We start from the raw sequence: 18,395 nt of genomic DNA, 5'->3' as shown, positions 1-18,395 counted from the left end.
TTTTTTTCACAAATCGTCGTTATCGACAGTGAAAGACGAGAAGCGAGAGGGTGGTCAGAATTAATAACAGATTGATGTATCGGCTCGTGATTAGCTATCAGATGTCATTTAACATAATATACATTATACGTACTAACGTAAGTGGAGGCAAAATCTGCATTTCTGCGGTCATGATTGACCTGGTCCATTGAATCATGTGAAGCCACCTTTTCAAGCATGATTTGTGTCGAGGCCCCGCACGACCCAACGTCTACGTTTACACATGGTTGAAAGACGTTTGATATACTTCAGCCTTTGCCCACTGCTGCCGTAAACTTATGGAAATTGAATTAGATAAAAGCTTTAGAGAAAGGATTTTCCACGCGGTCATTTTTGAAGTCACGGCCAACATTATCATCGCGCTGTCGCTTGCCTGGCTGATGAACGTGTCGGTACTCCAGTCTGGCTCGCTGTCCGTGATATCCGCGCTTACCGCCACGGCCTGGAATTTTGTGTTTAACAAATTCTTTGACGCTCTTCAGAAAAAATACCAGTTTGAAAGAACGTTCCTCGTCCGCGCGCTCCATGCGGCCTGTTTCGAAGCCGGACTTATCATCACGTTAATTCCTGTGGCCATGGTAATGCTGCATTTAACGATGACGGAGGCATTTTTTGTTGAGATTGGTTTGGTACTGTTTTTCCTGCCGTACACGATGCTGTTTAACTGGGTTTACGATTACCTGCGCTGGACGTTTGTTGGACGGAAACAGTCTGCTATGTAACGAGATATCTGTCACATAGACGCACCTGTGCTCATATTCGACTCCTGTCACCTTCTATACTCTTCATTTCTCTATCGCTTTCAAGGAGTCGATAATGTTTGATCATGTGAAATTTGGCGTCAGCGATTATGAAAAAAGTAAAACCTTCTTCCTCGAGGCGCTTCGTCCGCTTGGTGTTGAACTCGTCGATGAAGGCGCGCCGGATTATGGTGTTGAGATGAGCTCTGGCGACGTTTCGCTTTGCCTTTTCCAGACAAATGACAAACCGGCGCCTCTGCATCTGGCGTTTGTGGCCAAGACCCGTCAGCAGGTAGATGATTTTTACCATGCCGCGCTGGGCGCTGGCGGACGTGATAACGGTGAGCCGGGGCTACGTTCCTATGGTGAAAATTACTATGCCGCTTTTGTCATCTCGCCTGATGGTCATAACATCGAAGCCGTATGCCATGCGCCGGAAAGTCGGTAGCCCAAATATTTCGCTTGAGAACATTTTAGAAGCTAATCCTGACAGCCAGTCGCTGGCTGTCAGAGGCTGTCACGATCTGAGGCCAGCACGACGGATACCCCCTTTTCCGATACCGCGCGGATCCACTCCTTATCTGTACCGTCTTCAACGATGATGGTATTCACTGAAGATACATCGCCAATCACAAACGACGACGCGGTGTTGATCTTTTCCGGAGACGCCAGAACGACCGTTTCCGCGGCTCTGCCGGAAAATGCACGTTTGATGCATGCCTCTTCGAAATCGCCGGTTGTCAGCCCCGCATCCGGATGAATACCGGTCACGCCCATAAAGAACAGATCTGCATGAATATTCTCTATGCCTTCGATGGCCGCCGCGCCGACCGCAACAATCGAGTGTTTATACAACCGTCCGCCGATCAAAATCACCTCAATGGCAGGATGATCAACAAGCCCCAGAGCAATACTCGGGCTGTGCGTCACCACGGTGATGCGCAAGTCAGGCGGGAAAAAGGTAATCAGCTCCGAGGTTGTCGTGCCTCCGTCGATAATCACCACCTGGCCTGATGAAATCAGCTGTGCCCCTTTGCGGGCCACCCTTTTTTTTGCATCCATCTTCACGGATTGTCGTTCGGCAAACGGAGCAATTGCGGAAGATGACGGTAGTGCGCCGCCGTGAACACGCTGCAAACGCCCTTCTGCCGCCAGCTCGCGGAGATCGCGCCGGATAGTGTCTTCAGAGACGTCGAAAAGAATGCTCAGCGCTTTTGACTGGACCTGACCTTCGGCACCCAGCTTTTCAAGGATCAATTGTTTTCGCTGACGAGTGAGCATCCTGTTTTCCTGATGTTGCATGTTTCACCTTGAAAGTGCATGATGTTGCTGTTTATGAGTAATACTCTACGTAAGGAGGAACAATCGTGCAATCAAAACGTGCAGATGTGCGCATCATTAACAGTGAAACCCTGTCAGATAACTGGTACATCCTAAAAAAATACACCTTCGACCTGCAGCGCCGTGATGGCGAATGGCAGCGGCAACAGCGGGAAGTCTATGACCGTGGCAACGGCGCGACGATTCTTCTCTACAACCGTGAGAAAAAGACGGTCATCCTGACGCGCCAGTTCCGCTTCCCTGTTTTTATTAACGGCCATGAGGACGATTTAATTGAAGCGGCGGCGGGATTGCTGGACAACATGGATCCTGAAAGCCGCATCAAAGCAGAAGCGGAAGAAGAGACCGGATTCCACATTACGCGCGTAGAGAAAATCTTTGAAGCCTATATGAGCCCGGGCTCTGTCACGGAAAAACTCTATTTTTATCTTGCCGAGTATCAGCCGAAAGACAGAACCGGCGCCGGCGGCGGGATCAAGGCTGAGGGAGAAGATATCGACGTGCTGGAAATGACGCTTGAAGAGGCATTACGCCGCATTGAAACCGGCAAGATTGTCGACGGTAAAACCATCATGCTGCTTTATCATATTGCCCTGAAAGGCATTCTGTAACCCACTGGTTTAAATCCTGATTTCAATTTGTATGAACCTGGGGGAAAAGCGTAAAACCTCCTAAATTTTGCAGCCTACTATATTTAGTGAACGATTTCGAAATTCGATAAAAACATCAACAATTCCCTAAGTCATCTGCATTTACCATTCAAAAATCCCAAACGTTCACGAGGCTGCCAGTTGAGGCAGCCTGTCTTATCTGTTGACTGGATTAAAATGCGACTCGCTACAGATAACGAAGCATATTATACTTGCTCCTCCACTCGTACAGGAGGCAGCAACTCACGTGAAGGATACATATTACAACGACTTAACGATCAATACGCAAATTCAGAGTGAGCTGGACGCGTTTTTTGAGGACTTCAAAGGGATCGTCTTCGCCTACGCCATTATGAACAAGAAAGATCCCTCACAGATGAGGATAATCAATAACAGTCCAGAGTGGTTTACTATCTACCTTGAAAAAAAATATCAGTTCATTGACCCTGTTATCATTCGGGCTTTGCGCTGTGTGGAAGATTTTTTCTGGGAAAGTGATGTTGTCCTGTCAGATGGTTATAACCTGACGCGTATTTTCGACGAAAGTGTTCAGTATGATATTTATCAGGGACAGACGTTTCCTCTGCATGACTATTTGAATAATCTTGTTGTCTTATCCGTCATCAGTCCTAAGCATTCTGGGATTGACATTGAAAAATATCGGCCGCATTTTCTACGCTTCCTTGTTCAGTTACACCAGAAGACACTCAATCTGTATAGTCAACATCAGCAGAAAAAGAATGTTTTCCTGTCGCCACGTGAGCGCCAAATCCTTAAATGGGTCAGCGCCGGAAAAACGTACGCAGAAATTTCTGTTATATTGTCTATTGCTGAGCGCACCGTTAAATTCCATATGGGCAACATCATGAAAAAGCTCGGCGTGAATAATGCAAGGCACGCAATAAAACTTGGAACGGAACTCCGGTTACTGGAGGACTGAGCCTCAGCCACTGGTTATAAATGGCGTAAGTGCTCGAGCATTTCGCGAAGCCAGTGACTGGATTTGTCTTTGCTAATAATGTCTTCAATAATGCTGGTGCTGGCGGGCATATAAATATAGTAAATAACCTCGCCTTTTTCAGAAACACCGCGCTGAATAACTTCAACTTTCCAGTTCGCATGGCGAAATATGGCATACATTCCACGACTGGCTACAGCATACATTCCATGATAGTTGTTCTTCATGCAATAAATATTCATTGCAAGAAACAATGCTTTACTGGCGGGCACGCCATGCAGACTTGCGGAATCTCGTATTTCTTTATCTAAAAATAAACGGCTCACTTCACAACAAGGAACATCTGCGGGAAAAACAATGGGGTTATCGAAATAATTATGAAAAATTTCGCTTATCATTGTGGGCTGCGTTGCGTTAATAAATCGTGCGCCGCATAACAGCTGTCCATCATACATACCCAGTAAATATGTCGTGTTATGGGAATCAAATTGATCCTTCTCCATACCTTCGACGCATTCCACTTTCCAGTCGAGTCGGTCCCGAAACGTTTTTCTCCGGAGTCGGTAAAGTTCGCGCGCTAATGCTGAGGGTAAATCATCGTAGTCGTGTAAAAAAAATTCAATGACAGAATTCATGCTCTTGTTCCTGATAATAACACCTGAAACTATTATCACCTGTCTTTAAGGACAGCTTTCATTGTGCCGCATATTCCCTATACTTAAAAAGTACCTGACCACGAAGTTCTCGCAAAACTAAGCGGCCAGGAGGTCAAAGACCTACGAAACACCAGGGATATACCCATCGATGATTATCTAATATTTAAAGTTTCGGGTACAGAGCATAAGAAGCACTTTGCCGATAAAATATTAAAAAACAATAATCATAAAATAATTACAATAAATGTATTGCCCCTTAATCTTTTAAGGGGTAATATTTCCGTTTTATTATTTTTTGCACCTCTCCTCATTTTCTGACTCTGCTGGCTTCTTCTGGCCAAACACCCTCGCCACTACCGCTTTGCAGGCATCTGCCTGTGCTATTCTTGCAGAAACATGCAAAACGGAGAATTGATAATGGCCGACTGGAACCCTTCTCTTTACCTGCAATTTGGCGCAGAAAGAACGCGTCCGGCCGCAGAACTGCTCGCCAGAGTTCCTCTGGATGAGGCCGCTACCATCGCGGATTTGGGCTGCGGACCGGGAAACAGCACCGCGCTGTTGAAGCATCGCTGGCCTTCTGCTCACATCACCGGGGTCGATAACTCCCCTGCCATGCTCGAGGAAGCACGCGCCGCCTTACCCGATTGCCATTTTGTAGAGGCCGATATTCGTCAGTACACGCCCGGCCAGCCGCTGAGCCTGATTTATGCCAACGCGTCGCTGCAATGGATTCCGGACCATTACGATCTCCTGCCGCATCTAGTCTCCCTGCTTAAGCTAAATGGCGTGCTGGCGGTCCAGATGCCTGATAACTGGCTGGAACCCACCCATGTGGCGATGCGTGAAGTGGCGCTGGAGCAAGACTACCCAGATCGTGGCCGCGAACCGCTGCCGGGCGTACACGCTTATTACGATATTCTGTCTGAAGCTGGCTGTGACGTGGATATCTGGCGGACAACCTATTATCACAAAATGAGTTCTCATCAGGCGATTATTGACTGGGTAAGCGCCACCGGCCTGCGCCCCTGGCTTCAGGAACTGAACGAAAGCGAGCAGAAACGGTTCCTGAAACGCTACCATGAACTGCTGGAAGAGCAGTATCCACTCCAGGAAAATGGGCAGATACTGCTGGCTTTTCCAAGGTTGTTTATCGTGGCTCAACGCCAGCCCTGATCCGATTATGAGCGGGCTTCTTTGAGCAGCTGCTGGATAACCTTTTCCTGTTGCTCATAGTCACCTTCGCCAAAGGCGGTATAGCGCAGCTGCCCTTTGGCATCAAAATAGTAATGCGCAGGCCAGTACTGATTGCCGAACGCATTCCAGATTTGATAGTTGTTATCCGTCACCACCCGATACGGCAGTTGCCATTTCTTCACCGCATTTTTAACCGACGACAGCGGTTTCTCCCAGGGATATTCCGGGGTGTGAACGCCAATCACCACCAGACCTTGCGGCTGGTACTTTGTGGCCCACTCCCGCACATGGGGGAGCGTATGCTGGCAATTGATGCAGTCCCACGTCCAGAAATCAATCAGTACAACCTTTCCCCGTAACGATTCAGACGTGACAGGGTCACCGTTTATCCATCCTGTTCCACCACTTAGCGAAGGCAGCTGGCTACTGGGCTCAGCGATTGCCACCGGCTGGAGCTTCACCGTCGCGGTTGTGGGTTTTGCCAGGCTTAAGAGCGCGGTCTCAAGACGGTCTGCGACGCCGTTAGCGCCTTTCAGCAACGAGGTCATCCCCGTCGCATTCATGACGACTGCCGCTAACATCGCCACCCCCGCACCCTGACGCAACTTCGCCATTAGCGCCGATTTTGCTCTCAGTGGTGCCATCAGCGAGCGTCCGCCGAACACGAGTAGACCCAGCATCAGCGCGCATCCGCTGCCATAGGCGGCAAGCAGTGCGCCTGTGGCGATGGCCGAATGCCCCGCAATATTAATGCTGAAAATCGCGCCCAGAATAGGCCCGGCGCAGGGAGACCAGAGCAGCCCAACCGCTAGCCCGGCCAGAAAAGCCGATGCCATTCCGCGCGTTTGCCCGCTACGGCTGTTGAGAACATTTCCCGCGCTGACGGCCGGTCCCGCAATACGCTGGGCGAAAGACGGGAAAATCAAGGCCAGCGCGGCGGTGGCCAGAATGACGAGCGCGATCCAGCGCCCGACAATGGTTGCCTCTGTTATCCACTCGCTGGCGACGGTGACGACCATTGCCACCAGGGTGAACATCACGATCATCCCCGCAAGCAGGGCCAGAATATGCCGACGCTGCCCCTGGAAACCGGCGAACAGGAGTGGAATAACCGGGAGCGTACATGGGCTGAGCAGGCTTATCATCCCGCCCAGAAAAGCGATTACCAGAAACATAGTGACCTCACATGACATGTCCTGCGACACTGCAGTGAGGCTATTTCATCGTGCGGATGTGTTCAGGGTATGTGTAAACGCGTGGGTTTTGTCTGGCTCTGTATCGCCCAGGCCGGGAGATACAAAGCCGTACAATTCTACGAACGACGCGGTAGCGTAATGGCGACATCCAGTCCGCCCCCGGCGCGGTTCGCCAGCCTGAGTTTTCCTTCCAGCTGTGCGGTCAGCTGCGCGGCAATCGCCAGGCCGAGTCCTGTCCCGCCGGTATCGCGGTTACGCGAGGTTTCAACCCGATAAAACGGCTGCAGAACCGCCTCCAGCTCGGCTTCGGGTATTCCCGGTCCGTCGTCCATAATGTGAATAATGACCTCGCTGTCCGACGAAACGTCTATCGCAATCGCAGCACGCTCGCCGAATTTGAGGGCGTTATCCAGCAGGTTGGTCATCACCCGGCGAAGCGCCTGCGGCCGCGTGACGATGGGCAAGCGGGTTTCGCTTGCCTGAAAGTGCACGTTTTTACCGATGTCCTGATAATCGCAGGCGATGCTGTTGATCCAGGCGTTCAGCTCCAGCTTCAGTGACGTCTCCTCCAGTGATTCCGATGACCGGGCATACGCAATGCCCTCCCGCACCAGACGAGACATGTTATCAAGGTCGTTCAGGAGCTTGTCGCGAAGTTCAGGCTCTCCGGCCATTTCGACGCGCAGCTTCATGCGGGTAATGGGCGTCTGGAGATCGTGAGAAATCGAGGCCAGGATCTGCGCGCGTTCCCGGAGATAAGACTGTATGCGCGCCTGCATGGCGTTGAAGGCATGCGCTGCCCGCTGCACCTCAAGCGGCCCTTTTTCCGTCATAGGCGTGCTGGCCGCCGGATCCAGCGCATCCACCGCACGGGTAAAGTGTGAAAAAGGCCGTACCACCTGCCGCACGGCGATCCAGGCGCAGACGGCCAGTACGAGCAGCTGCAGGATGAGGACGACCGGTAGCCAGCTGGCGACGGGCGGCATGCGTGGGATCAGGTCAATGGTCAGCGGCGCGCCATCGCGTAACGTAAGGTGGGCCTGAATATGTGAAATGGCGCCAGGAACGGCGGTAAAGCTAAGCGGGTAATGCGCGGCCAGCGTCGCTTTTAAGGTTCTGATGGCGTCCTGCGAACGCTGATCCGTCGGCGCTGCGCCGGGTTCCCCTGTGCCCAGGATATAACGATAGTTACCTCGTTCAAGCCGCGGCAGCCAGGCGGCGCGTTCGCTGGGCGGTAAGCGGTCTAAAATGGCGACGCTGGTTGCGACATCGTTTTCCAGATTACCGAGCATCACCGTGCGGGCGCTGTGCATGCGTTCAACCATGACCAGCGTCAGGCTCAGGGCGTTAGCCAGCAGCAGACCGGCCAGCACGACGAGCAGCAAACGGGCCAGCAGCGAGCGCGGCCAGATCGTCATTCGTTAACCTCTTTGATGGTCACCGGCATCGTAAAGACGTAGCCTTCGCTGCGCACGGTTTTGATATAGGCGGGCGTGCGGGCATCTTCATTGAGACGCTGGCGAACCCGGCTAACCAGCAGGTCGATTGAGCGTTCAAACAGCTCGGCGTCTCGCCCCTGCGTCAGGTTGAGCAATTGGTCTCGGGTCAGCACGCGCTGCGGATGGTCAAGGAAAACGCGCAGCAGACGATACTCCGCTCCGCTAAGCGCGACGATCACCCCTTCCGGGTCGATTAAGTGGCGAGCGACGGTATCGAGCTGCCATTCACCGAACATCACCAGCCGCCCTGCTTCTGTCACCTGTAAATTGGGCGGCATCGCGCGAAAACGCCGTAAAATCGCTTTAATGCGCGCCAGTAGCTCACGTGCGACAAACGGCTTCACGACGTAATCATCCGCCCCCATCTCCAGCCCCAGGATCCTGTCCGTCTCCTCGTTGCGCGCGGTCAGCATCAGAATGGGCAAATCTTTATACTTCCCGACGCGCAGCTCTCGACACAGCGTAAGGCCGTCGTCACCGGGCATCATGATATCCAGCACTACCAGATCGATATGCTGTTTATCCAGCACGGCACGCATCTCTTTGCCGTTCGCCGCGCCGGAGGCGCGATAACCGGACTTAACGAGATAGTCGACAATCAGTTCACGAATATCCCTGTCGTCATCGACGACAAGGATGTGGTCAATATGTTCCACCGAACTCTCCAGACCGAAGGGTAACGTACTGAAAATAGCACATTTCACAGCTTATCCGCGTCGATAACCGCCTTAAAGAAATCCTGCGGATCTTCCTGAGGCGGATTGTGCCCCACGGTTGCGCCGAAGGTGCGGTGCTCATATTTGCCGGTAAATTTAGCTGCATAGGCCTGCGGTGCCGGATGCGGCGCGCCGTTGTTACCGCCTTCGATGGTGATCGTTGGTACGGTGATATTCGGCAGCGTGGCCAGTTTTTGCTCGTAGCGGTCGTATTTGCGCTCGCCTTTTTCCAGCCCTAAACGCCAGCGATAGTTACTGAGCGTCACCGCGACGTGGTCCGGGTTATCGAGGGATTTGGCGCTGGCGTTAAAGACCGCGTCGCTGAATTTCCAGTCAGGCGAGGCCTGCGACCAGATTAAGCGCGCAAAGTCATGCGTGTTTTTGGCATAGCCTTCCGCACCGCGCTCTGTCGCAAAATAGAATTGATACCACCACTGCTGCTCTGCTTTTGGCGGCAGCGGCTGTTTGCCAATTTGCTGGCTGCTGATGAGATACCCGCTCACCGACACCAGTGATTTTACGCGCTCTGGCCACAGCGCCGCGACGATATCCGCCGTCCGGGCGCCCCAGTCATAGCCTGCAAATACCGCCTGCCGGATATTCAGTGCATCCATCAGGTTGACGATGTCTTTCGCCATCGCCGAGGGCTGGCCGTTGCGCGGTGTGTTTGCTGACAGGAAGCGCGTGGTACCGTAGCCGCGCAGAGACGGCACAATGACCCGGTACCCTTTTGCCGCCAGAGCCGGTGCAACCTCGGCGTAGCTGTGAATATCGTAGGGCCAGCCGTGCAATAAAATAACCGGCTGACCGTCTTTCGGGCCAATGTCGACATAACCGACGTTCAGATCGCCTGCATTAATTTGCTGAGGATGATCAAAGGCGGTCGCGAAATTCGTGCCGGTGGCTTCCGCCTGACAGGACATCACGGTGCCAAGCGAAACGGTCAGTGCGAGGGTTGAGTAAGCAAGTTTGCTGAACATGTTGGTATCTCCGGTTGAGTACAATTCACGGGGATATCACAACACCTCAATGTATAGCGGATATGTGCGAAAGCGGGTTTATTGCAAGCCTGTGTATGTATCCGGGACGCTGATACAGTGTGATACAAACACAGGCCTTGAAGTCTTAGAGGGAGAGACGGTAGCGGACGTAGTCGTCAGCTTCACCATATTTGTCATAAAGTTTACGCGCCGGATTGTTCTCCCGGGTGACCCAGTACAGTTTCGACCACCCTTCGCGCTTGCCTTCCTCAATCAGAGCGTCAATGAGCACCTTACCGGCCCCCGCCCCGCGTTCGGCAGCATCAACAAACAGATCTTCCAGGTAGCAGATGGGTGCGGTTGACCAGGTGCCTTCGTGCAGAACACACATTGCGAAACCGATGATCTTTTCGTCTTTCTCCACGACCCGGCAGAACATCGATGAATGCGCTGAGAGCGCCCTTTCCCACGTCGCTGCGGTGACGGATTCCTCAAGGTAGCAATCATAAAAATGGGTATAGCCGTCCCACAGCGGTCGCCATTGGGAATAATCGTCTTTGTATAGCGGTCGTACCGTAACAGCCATGTTTTCCTCACATTACAGAGTAATCGCCATTTCAAAACAGCGTAAATCAGCCCCCGCCATACGCGAGTGATGATAGTTTTCGCGCAGCGTCACAAACCCCAGCTTCTGATAAAACGACTGGGCGTTAGGCGTTGCATCAAGCGTCAGGCGGGTTATCCCCCGGCTGCGGGCCTCATGTTTGAGGGCCTCAATAATCTGGGTCGCCATGCCTTTGCCGGAGGCTGCGGGCAAGGTGAAAATCGCCTCCAGGCAATGGGTATCCAGATCGAGGTAGCCGGTTGCCGCAACATCGCCCTTTTCATCTTCAACCACGTAAAAAGGGTATTCAATGACCATTTGCCGATAGCGTTCGGGCATCAGATCGGGCGTCCAGCGCGCAATGACCTCAGCGTCGTAACTGGTTTTACAGCCGTGACGAATCGCCTGATTGCGTATATTCCAGAGTGTTTCGGCTTCCTGTGGCGTGGCTTTTCGTAATGTCATAACCTCCCCCTTTAACGGCTTTTTAGCCGCATTTCCCGTGCCAATCTGGCAAGACGCTGAGTACGACAATAGAGCGTAAACAGAACAAAGCCGCTGCCGTTCATCACCACCCGACAAAGTAACAGCGCGAAAGATGCAATGACGTGTGGCCAGAGGCTTCCATCATGAGAAAGCATGACATGTAGAACCTGAACGAGGGTCGTTATCAGCAGGATGATGAACAACGCCCTAAACCCCAATAATCCCGACGTCTTCCCACGAGCCAGGAGTACGCTTATCACAATGAGCGCGCCTGTCATCGTCAATGATGGTACGAAAAAGCTCAATGCATGATGTAAAGGTGACAACCCCTGCAACGCGCTGAGAAAAGGCAGAAGGTTTAACGCAAACGCCACTAAAAACAGAGGTAACAGCAACGCTACCGGATAAGGATTTTGACGCGGAAGTTCGCTGAGGGGGCGCGAAAAATACCGTTCCAGCTCGGGAGTGGAATTATCCAGAAGGCGGGCATCACGACGAGCATTAGCCTCCTCTATATCTTTACCATGTTGCAGGAGATCCTGGAAAACCCGTCCGGTTAACAAACTCAAAAACTTCATCAGAATACCGCCAGTGACTGAATGGTACCGATAATGTATTTACCGGTCCGTGGTAAGTTACTGGGCGCTGCAATAACGCCGCTCACCGCACTTCCTGCCAATGCTGCGGCACTTGTTACCACTTGCCCAAGTTGTCGAGTGAGTTCTACCTGAACCGGCCCGGTTGGAAAGCGTTTCGGATAAGGCCCGCGCGGATAAGAGCCTTGATTTTTTTGTTGCCAGAACGTCACATAGATGAAAATACCAGAACGCAAACAAAAGCATAACGCCTAAAAAGGGAGATCCGCGCATGACGATACCGACGCTCACGACAGAACGTTTACTGCTGAAACCGCTGGTTGCCGAAGATGCCGCCCAGATACAAACGCTGTATCCGCGCTGGGAGATCGTCCGTTATATGGTCTCTTCCGTCCCCTGGCCCTACCCGGATAACGGCGCGGAAAACTATGTCAACAACGTGGCGCTGCCGGATATGGCAGAAGGGATTGCCTGGTTCTGGAGCATCCGGCGACGTGAGGTGCCGGATGAATTGATGGGCATTATTTGCCTGTACGACGTCGAGGATAACAACCGCGGGTTCTGGCTCGCGCCGGAGTTTCAGGGTTTCGGATATATGCGCGAAGCCAGTATTGCGGCGACGGATTACTGGTTCAACACGCTAAACAAATCCGTTTTGCGGGCCCCGAAGGCCGCCGCCAACAGCCGCTCCCGTCGTATTTCGGACAGTAGCGGCATGCGGCTTATCAGAACGGAGAAGAAAGCCTACGTCAGCGGGATGCTGGACTCCGAGCTGTGGGAGATCACCCGCGACGAGTGGAACGCCCGTCAGGTCAGCTGATAGTGCTTATCCGGCATCAGCCTGTCCGGAATGTTCTCTTCATCATTCATCTGCAGCAGATCGCGTTCCATCATGTTGCAGATGGCGTCCAGCGGCAGGTCGTTATCTTCCGTGCCAAACGGGTCTTCCAGCTCTTCCGCCAGGGTGTCCAGCGAAATAAAGGTATAAGAAATCAGCGCAGAGACAAAGGGCGTCATGTAGTGCAGGTCCACAACCAGTGCGAACGGCAGCATAATGCAGAACAGATATACCGTGCGGTGCAAAATTAGCGTGTAGGCAAACGGCACCGGCGTGGTCGCAATGCGCTCGCAGCCGGAAAGGACGATAGACATGTCGTTCAGACGGTTGTTCAGGCTATGGAACAGAATGTCTGAGAGTTGCCCATTTCGCCGCCGCACGGCCAGCCACTCCCCCATGATCAGCAAAATACGGTTCGCCGGTGAGTTGGCGTCCATGACTTTACGTAAATCCTCTGCAGCAAGATAACGAGAGAGCTGCTCAGCGTTCAGTTCCCGGCGCAGGGTCATGCGCAGACAGTTGGCGAAAGCAATCTGCAGGCGGACAAATTCGCCGAGGTGCTTATCGTCGGGTAAGGTGTTTTTTACCTCGCGAAACAGCGAGCGTGCCGCTATCATCAACTGCCCCCAGAGCAGCCTCGCCTCAACGTAGCGTGAATAACAGGCGTTGTTTCTGAAACCCAGAAAGATAGCGATCGCCACGCCGAGAATGCTGAATGGCGCCACGGTAAATTTGATACCGAGCGAGGTATACCACGGTAACATCAGGATAACGGCGATAGAGAGCAGGAAGTTGAGCAGCAATCGGGTATAGATCTTGGGAAGTACCGAACCGTGCCAGACAAAAATCAGTTGTAGCCAGTGCTGTTTAGGACGAACGATCATAGTGAGTTTCAGGCAAGAAAAGAGCGAGGCTATTAAACGTGATCCCCGTCACCGTTGCAAGCTTGTTAACGGGACATTGCATTTTCTCCCCTGATTAGCGAAATCCGCACGGTGCTGCATGTGCTTTTTTAAAAACAAAGCACATAGTATGTTGTAACTAAATGGGGCCTATTCAAACCCGGCCGAAGCCGGGTGAATGCATTAGCAAAGCGGTTTAACCGCGGCGCGCATGCCCTTAAGCAGAATGGCATCCAGATCCAGCGTCACCTGGTCGACAAGACCGCTTACCTGCGTCAAGTCCTGCTCCCAGTGGTCGCGTGCGCTGAGCACCGATTGCACCAGTTCACGGGTGCTAAGCTGCCGATCGCGGTGCTGCGCCCACAGCTGCTGATAACGATCCAGCCAGCGTGCATCATCCTGCACCGGATAGCTCTCCCCGTTACGCTCCGCGCGATAAAACGCGATCAATGCGGCCAGAGCAAACGTCAGGCGAGCCGGTAATTGCCCCTTTGCCTTCTGCCCTGCCAGCAGCTGCGGCAGGATGCGGGTACGGTATTTGGTCATACCGTTAAGCGCGATGGAGAGCAGCTGGTGTCTGATGTAGGGATTACGAAAACGTCCTGTCACCGCACTGGCGAACGATTCCAGCTCGTTACGCGGCAAATCGAGGACCGGAATGATCTCCTGATAAATCGCTTTTTCGACGAACGCGCAGATCTCCGCATCATTCATCGCCTCGCCTACCGTATCCAGCCCGGCCTGGAAGGCGACCGGCACCAGCGCCGTGTGCGCGCCGTTCAGAATGGCCACCTTGCGTTCTTTGTAAGGCCTGATGTCGTCGACAATCAGCACGTTTAACGGGTACTTATCCAGACGAAGTTCGTGCGAAAGAGATGCCGGTCCCTGAATCACAAACAGATAAAAATGTTCGGCCGTGTCGAGGAACCCATCGTGATAACCCAGTTCAGCCTCCAGTGCGGCCGCTTCATCGCGGGGATAGCCTGTCACGATACGGTCAACCAGCGTCGAGCAGAAGCTGTTGGCGTCGTTGAGCCACTGCATAAAGGCGGCAGGCAGCGCCCACTCCTGCGCATAGCGCAAGACGAGTTCACGCAGTGCGTCACCGTTGTAGTCAATCAGCTCGCAGGGAATGATGATCCAGCCCTTGTCAGCCGCACCGTTGAAGTGGCTAAAGCGCTCAAACAGCAGACGCGTCAGCTTCGCCGGATAGCTCACCGCAGGGGCATCGTCGACGCTGTCACCCGCGTGGTAGCTGATACCCGCTTCGGTGGTGTTCGAGAAGACAAACCGCATATCGGGATTGTGAGCCAGTTTCAGAAATGCGCCATAGTCGTCATAGACGCTGATTTCCCGGTTAACGGAGCGGATCAGCCGGGCCTCGCTCACCGCCTCGCCCTGCTCATTCAGGCCACGAACGATCGTGGTGTACAACCCATCCTGGGTGCTTAACGACGGCGGGAAGTCGCTCTGAATCGGGCGAACGATTACCACGCCAGCGTTAAGATCGGTATGTTCGTTTAACAGGTCAATCTGCCAGTCGACAAACGCACGCAGGAAATTGCCTTCACCAAACTGAATGATGCGTTCTGGATAGTGCGCACCGGGAAAATCACGACGGTTGAGCGTGTTCACAAGGGGGGTTCCTTTTATGATTAGTCATACAGCCTGATAAGATTGGTACGATAACTTATCAAAACTTAACGACCAGAAACCCTGTTTTGATCAATCCGCGGTGCGGTTGTGCAAAATAATTATAAGAACTTATAAAACACAGAGGTGGCGGTAATGGCGCCGTCAGGCATCAGCGCGTAGCGCGGGATCTCACCAACCTTTTGCCAGCCGGCACGCAGGTAGAAAGTTTCGGCCCCGCTGCCGGTGGAGGTATCGAGCACCAGCACAGAAATGTCTCTGGCCCGGGCCTCAGCCTCCAGCGCTTCCAATAACGCCATTGCGGCCCCTTTTCGACGCGCTTTTTCATGCACCAGCAGCTTCGCCACATCCGCCCGGTGCGGCTGGTTTTCCGGCTGGTCTGCGATCAGCTGCACCGTTCCAATGACCCCGTCCTGCGCATCGACGCAGGCAAGCACCAGCCGCTCGCCTCGCGCGACGCTTTCGGCAATACCGCGCCAGAAAGTACGGGCCTTGTCGAGGCTAAAAGGGAGCATAAAGCTGACGGATGCCCCGCCGTTTACGCAGTTTTCGAGGATCCCGGCCAGCGCATCAAGATGGATGAGGATCTCTTCCCGGGTGAGGGTTTTGATTTGCAGTGAGGTATTCATTGTTTTTCCTTACGTTGAATACGCTCACTTTGGGTTTAACAACTTATTAACGCAAGCGGTTCGGACATAGGCTTTTATTATGTCACCGGGCGCGCTGGCGCTGCTGCTTCATGGCATACATCTTTTCATCGGCGTCTTTTAACCACTGTTGCAGGTCGTTGCCGTTATGATCGAATTCACTGAGCCCCCATGAGAAGTGTAGCGACCACGGGTGAAGCTTGCGGGCGTTATAGCTTTCCACCTGCTCGGCGAGATACTGCATGGCTATCCAGGCGCCCTGCTCGTCGGTATCCGCGAACAGCACCGCGAACTCATCCCCGCCAAAACGCACCAGCATATCGGCCTCACGGAAAGCGCTGCGCATCAGCTGCGCCATAACTTTCAGCGCCTTATCGCCCTCTTCATGCCCGTAGCGATCGTTAATCTCCTTAAAGCGATCCAAATCCAGCCAGCCGAGCGTCAGCGGCTCCGCCCGGCGTCGGGCAACCGAAAGCGTAAACCGCACCAGCTGATTAAAGCCCCGGCGGTTGAATAAGCCGGTTAACTCATCCGTGGTCGCCGCGCTGATGGCGGCAAACTCATCTTCTGCCAGCGCGCCCAGGTCTCCCAGCACGGCAAGATCGGCCGCCGAGAACTCACGGGGGGCGTAATCAATCAGACACAGCGAGCCCACGCTGGCGCCGTCACGCAGGCGCAGCGGGAAGCCCGCATAAAAACGCACGCGAGGTTCACCCGCCACCAGCGGATTATCCGCAAAACGATCGTCCTGCAGCATATCCCCTACCACCAGCGGTGCTTCGGTGAGGATCGTATGGCCACAAAACGAGATATTACGCGGAACGGTATCAGGCGCCTTGCCATCGGCCGACTTCACGATCAGCGAGTGCTCATCAATGAGGTTGACCATTGCCAGCGGCACCTGGAAGAAGCGCTTCGCCAGACGCGTAAGCCGGTCAAACGCCGGGGAACTGTCGATCTCAAGCAGACCTGATTCGCGAAGCGAGTTCAGTCTGTCTGTTTCATTTTCAGGGGTTGCAGGTGCTTTCATAATGTCTCCTGACGTAAAGCGTTACTCAAAGCGTAGCTTAAACAGTGACATTGTCAGTGTTCTGACAGTCTGTTAAGCCACTTGCTATTCACGTCAATGCCTTATGACGATTAACGCAGCTCTGTTTCATGCCCGGTGGCGGCAGTAATATGCTCGTCCGCGACCCGGGCGCTGGTACGATTTCGACCCGCTTTTTTTGAACGATAGAGGTGATCGTCCGCTTCGGTCATGAGTTTGTTGAAGACCTCGGTCAACTGCCATGCCTCCGCCTTCCCGCTTCCAAGGCCAATACTGACCGTCAGAGAGAGCGTTTGCTGACGCCATGTAAAAGGATGGTTAGCGACGGTAGTTCTGATACGTTCCGCCAGTTCATAACCGTGTCGAGCGTCGCCAGAGTTGACCACCACCGCGAACTCTTCCCCGCCCATACGCGCGACCATCCCGTCTTCACCGACCACCTGCTGAACCTGCCGGGCGAATGACGCCAGCACGCGGTCGCCACACTCGTGGCCGTAGTTATCGTTGATGCTTTTGAAGTAATCGATATCCAGCAGCATAACGGTCAGGAAACGCGAATGGCGGTGCGTCTCTTCGTGTTTTAACGCCTCATAAAGTCCGGAACGCGAATAAACCTGCGTTAAAAAGTCATAATCCGCCCGCAGGGAAACCTGACGGATCAGGGAATTAATGGCTGCCATGCTGACGGAAACCAGCACCGGACAGATCGCCATCGTGGCAATACCCAGCCGGGCAGAAAACATCATTGGGGTGGTCAGCGGTGTCGCCACGGCAATATTAATCACCGAATTGGCGACCAGAATAATTTCAATGGCGCCCGTGACAAACGTCAGCAAGCAGGTCACAGGCAATGGGTAGCGTACCGCACACCAGATAAGCGCAGGCAGTGGAAAAGAGAGGCTCCCCGCGCCGCCAATCACGACTGACGCGACCACCGAGACGATCAGCGCAATAACCGGTAATAGCTGCTCCAGACGTAACCTGAATTCGCGCACGGGCATGCCTATCGTGAGCATACACGGCACAACAAGCACGCCGGTTGAGAACTGCTCGCTAAACCAGTCGGCAAAGAGCGGCCAGAAGGTGTGGCTGTCAATCCCGACCGACCCTACCGCGCCGAGCAGTGCGCACAGCAATGCGGCAATCAGGCAGTAGTTGAACAGGCGTAATGCGTTAAGCGGATCCGGGGTTTTCTTCATCAGCCGCCTGTCACGCTGAATCAGCACGGCGACCACGACGATAAAGACCATGTTAGACAGGTTGATCACCACGGAGGCTATCCCCCAGTTGGTCGTCACCGCGTCGTACATCAGCATGGCGACATAGGATACCGCGTAGTAGTGCAGGCGATTCAGAAAAACATAGCGGGCAAAGATCCCTGCCATCACGCCGTTGAGGGGCCAGAACAGCGACAAGGCCTCCACGAGACGTAATTCCGCCCCCACAAAATAGAACAAAGTGGTGAGGATAAAGATCGTCGATGCATTTCGCAGCGGCGTGTCAGGCTGGAACGGCCTGAAAGCGGTAAGAGCAGAACGCATTAAATTTCATTCCATATGAAAGCTTATGGCAGTTATTGCGGTCGTCAGCACGATCGGCGCTCACTTAGGATGAATCTATAACACAAATATAACGGGATCATAACTCGT

Annotated in this window: 20 protein-coding genes; 6 read left to right on the top strand and 14 right to left on the bottom strand. The window is 53.4% G+C overall.

Annotated features, from left to right (window positions below; all coding sequences use genetic code 11):
• Nucleotides 1-317 precede the first annotated feature (317 nt).
• The gene (locus tag C6A40_RS13095; RefSeq protein WP_023292407.1) at nucleotides 318-761 is read left to right on the top strand and encodes a PACE efflux transporter; all 444 of its coding nucleotides are present in this window, start codon (nucleotides 318-320) and stop codon (nucleotides 759-761) included.
• Nucleotides 762-855: 94 nt separating this feature from the next.
• Nucleotides 856-1,227, top strand: a complete 372-nt coding sequence (locus tag C6A40_RS13090) for a VOC family protein (protein WP_023344151.1) — start codon at nucleotides 856-858, stop codon at nucleotides 1,225-1,227.
• A 59-nt stretch (nucleotides 1,228-1,286) separates the two neighbouring features.
• Here C6A40_RS13090 and C6A40_RS13085 read toward each other — a convergent pair whose 3' ends face one another.
• Complete coding sequence (locus tag C6A40_RS13085; protein ID WP_021242483.1) at nucleotides 1,287-2,060, bottom strand: DeoR/GlpR family DNA-binding transcription regulator; 774 nt, start codon at nucleotides 2,058-2,060, stop codon at nucleotides 1,287-1,289.
• A gap of 86 nt (nucleotides 2,061-2,146) precedes the next feature.
• On the opposite strand from C6A40_RS13085, the gene C6A40_RS13080 reads away from it, so the two are divergent.
• Nucleotides 2,147-2,731 carry an NUDIX domain-containing protein gene (locus C6A40_RS13080; protein ID WP_045335749.1) on the top strand — a complete coding sequence of 195 codons (585 nt, stop codon included), beginning with the start codon at nucleotides 2,147-2,149 and terminating at the stop codon, nucleotides 2,729-2,731.
• 286 nt (nucleotides 2,732-3,017) lie between these two features.
• Nucleotides 3,018-3,710, top strand: a complete 693-nt coding sequence (locus C6A40_RS13075) for a helix-turn-helix transcriptional regulator (RefSeq protein ID WP_008503218.1) — start codon at nucleotides 3,018-3,020, stop codon at nucleotides 3,708-3,710.
• A gap of 14 nt (nucleotides 3,711-3,724) precedes the next feature.
• Here the strand turns inward: C6A40_RS13075 and C6A40_RS13070 are convergent, their stop codons facing one another.
• Nucleotides 3,725-4,363: an acyl-homoserine-lactone synthase gene (locus C6A40_RS13070; protein WP_045335752.1), complete on the bottom strand. Its 639-nt coding sequence runs from the start codon at nucleotides 4,361-4,363 to the stop codon at nucleotides 3,725-3,727.
• Nucleotides 4,364-4,801: 438 nt separating this feature from the next.
• On the opposite strand from C6A40_RS13070, the gene tam reads away from it, so the two are divergent.
• Nucleotides 4,802-5,560 carry a trans-aconitate 2-methyltransferase gene (gene tam, locus C6A40_RS13065; RefSeq protein ID WP_008503216.1) on the top strand — a complete coding sequence of 253 codons (759 nt, stop codon included), beginning with the start codon at nucleotides 4,802-4,804 and terminating at the stop codon, nucleotides 5,558-5,560.
• Nucleotides 5,561-5,565: 5 nt separating this feature from the next.
• Here tam and C6A40_RS13060 read toward each other — a convergent pair whose 3' ends face one another.
• The 7 genes from C6A40_RS13060 to C6A40_RS13030 form a co-directional block, all read right to left on the bottom strand.
• Complete coding sequence (locus C6A40_RS13060; RefSeq protein WP_045335754.1) at nucleotides 5,566-6,756, bottom strand: cytochrome c biogenesis protein/redoxin; 1,191 nt, start codon at nucleotides 6,754-6,756, stop codon at nucleotides 5,566-5,568.
• Between the two features lie 137 nt (nucleotides 6,757-6,893).
• Nucleotides 6,894-8,195, bottom strand: a complete 1,302-nt coding sequence (locus tag C6A40_RS13055) for an ATP-binding protein (protein ID WP_058657835.1) — start codon at nucleotides 8,193-8,195, stop codon at nucleotides 6,894-6,896.
• Nucleotides 8,192-8,932 (bottom strand): response regulator, encoded by a 741-nt coding sequence (locus C6A40_RS13050; RefSeq protein ID WP_045335759.1) that lies wholly within the window; start codon nucleotides 8,930-8,932, stop codon nucleotides 8,192-8,194. The genes C6A40_RS13055 and C6A40_RS13050 overlap by 4 nt, the downstream gene beginning before the upstream one ends.
• A gap of 44 nt (nucleotides 8,933-8,976) precedes the next feature.
• On the bottom strand, nucleotides 8,977-9,972 hold the full coding sequence (locus C6A40_RS13045; protein WP_045335761.1) for an alpha/beta fold hydrolase: 996 nt from the start codon (nucleotides 9,970-9,972) through the stop codon (nucleotides 8,977-8,979).
• A 145-nt stretch (nucleotides 9,973-10,117) separates the two neighbouring features.
• Complete coding sequence (locus C6A40_RS13040; protein WP_045335763.1) at nucleotides 10,118-10,558, bottom strand: GNAT family N-acetyltransferase; 441 nt, start codon at nucleotides 10,556-10,558, stop codon at nucleotides 10,118-10,120.
• Between the two features lie 12 nt (nucleotides 10,559-10,570).
• Nucleotides 10,571-11,041 carry a GNAT family N-acetyltransferase gene (locus C6A40_RS13035; protein WP_045335765.1) on the bottom strand — a complete coding sequence of 157 codons (471 nt, stop codon included), beginning with the start codon at nucleotides 11,039-11,041 and terminating at the stop codon, nucleotides 10,571-10,573.
• An 11-nt stretch (nucleotides 11,042-11,052) separates the two neighbouring features.
• The gene (locus tag C6A40_RS13030; RefSeq protein ID WP_045335767.1) at nucleotides 11,053-11,640 is read right to left on the bottom strand and encodes a hypothetical protein; all 588 of its coding nucleotides are present in this window, start codon (nucleotides 11,638-11,640) and stop codon (nucleotides 11,053-11,055) included.
• A gap of 289 nt (nucleotides 11,641-11,929) precedes the next feature.
• Between C6A40_RS13030 and C6A40_RS13020 the strand changes: the two genes are divergently transcribed.
• Nucleotides 11,930-12,478, top strand: a complete 549-nt coding sequence (locus tag C6A40_RS13020; protein WP_045335769.1) for a GNAT family N-acetyltransferase — start codon at nucleotides 11,930-11,932, stop codon at nucleotides 12,476-12,478.
• Here C6A40_RS13020 and C6A40_RS13015 read toward each other — a convergent pair.
• From C6A40_RS13015 to C6A40_RS12995, 5 genes are all read right to left on the bottom strand, one after another.
• Nucleotides 12,466-13,380 carry a bestrophin family protein gene (locus tag C6A40_RS13015; protein WP_023292420.1) on the bottom strand — a complete coding sequence of 305 codons (915 nt, stop codon included), beginning with the start codon at nucleotides 13,378-13,380 and terminating at the stop codon, nucleotides 12,466-12,468. The two genes, C6A40_RS13020 and C6A40_RS13015, sit on opposite strands and share 13 nt — an antisense overlap.
• A gap of 201 nt (nucleotides 13,381-13,581) precedes the next feature.
• On the bottom strand, nucleotides 13,582-15,033 hold the full coding sequence (locus tag C6A40_RS13010) for a tagaturonate reductase (RefSeq protein ID WP_045335771.1): 1,452 nt from the start codon (nucleotides 15,031-15,033) through the stop codon (nucleotides 13,582-13,584).
• 119 nt (nucleotides 15,034-15,152) lie between these two features.
• Nucleotides 15,153-15,680, bottom strand: a complete 528-nt coding sequence (locus tag C6A40_RS13005) for a GNAT family N-acetyltransferase (protein WP_045335773.1) — start codon at nucleotides 15,678-15,680, stop codon at nucleotides 15,153-15,155.
• A gap of 82 nt (nucleotides 15,681-15,762) precedes the next feature.
• Entirely contained in the window at nucleotides 15,763-16,728 is a 966-nt protein-coding gene (locus tag C6A40_RS13000) for a sensor domain-containing diguanylate cyclase (RefSeq protein WP_021242497.1), read from the bottom strand.
• Nucleotides 16,729-16,838: 110 nt separating this feature from the next.
• Nucleotides 16,839-18,287, bottom strand: coding sequence for a GGDEF domain-containing protein (locus C6A40_RS12995; protein WP_021242498.1), 1,449 nt, complete (start codon nucleotides 18,285-18,287; stop codon nucleotides 16,839-16,841).
• Nucleotides 18,288-18,395: the final 108 nt, after the last annotated feature.

The organism is Enterobacter sp. GER_MD16_1505_Eko_090, assembly GCF_003331015.1.
In the GTDB taxonomy this organism is placed as follows: Bacteria; Pseudomonadota; Gammaproteobacteria; order Enterobacterales; family Enterobacteriaceae; genus Enterobacter; species Enterobacter roggenkampii.
The sequence above is the reverse complement of the archived record's forward strand: the minus strand, read 5'-3'. Positions and strand labels throughout refer to the sequence as shown.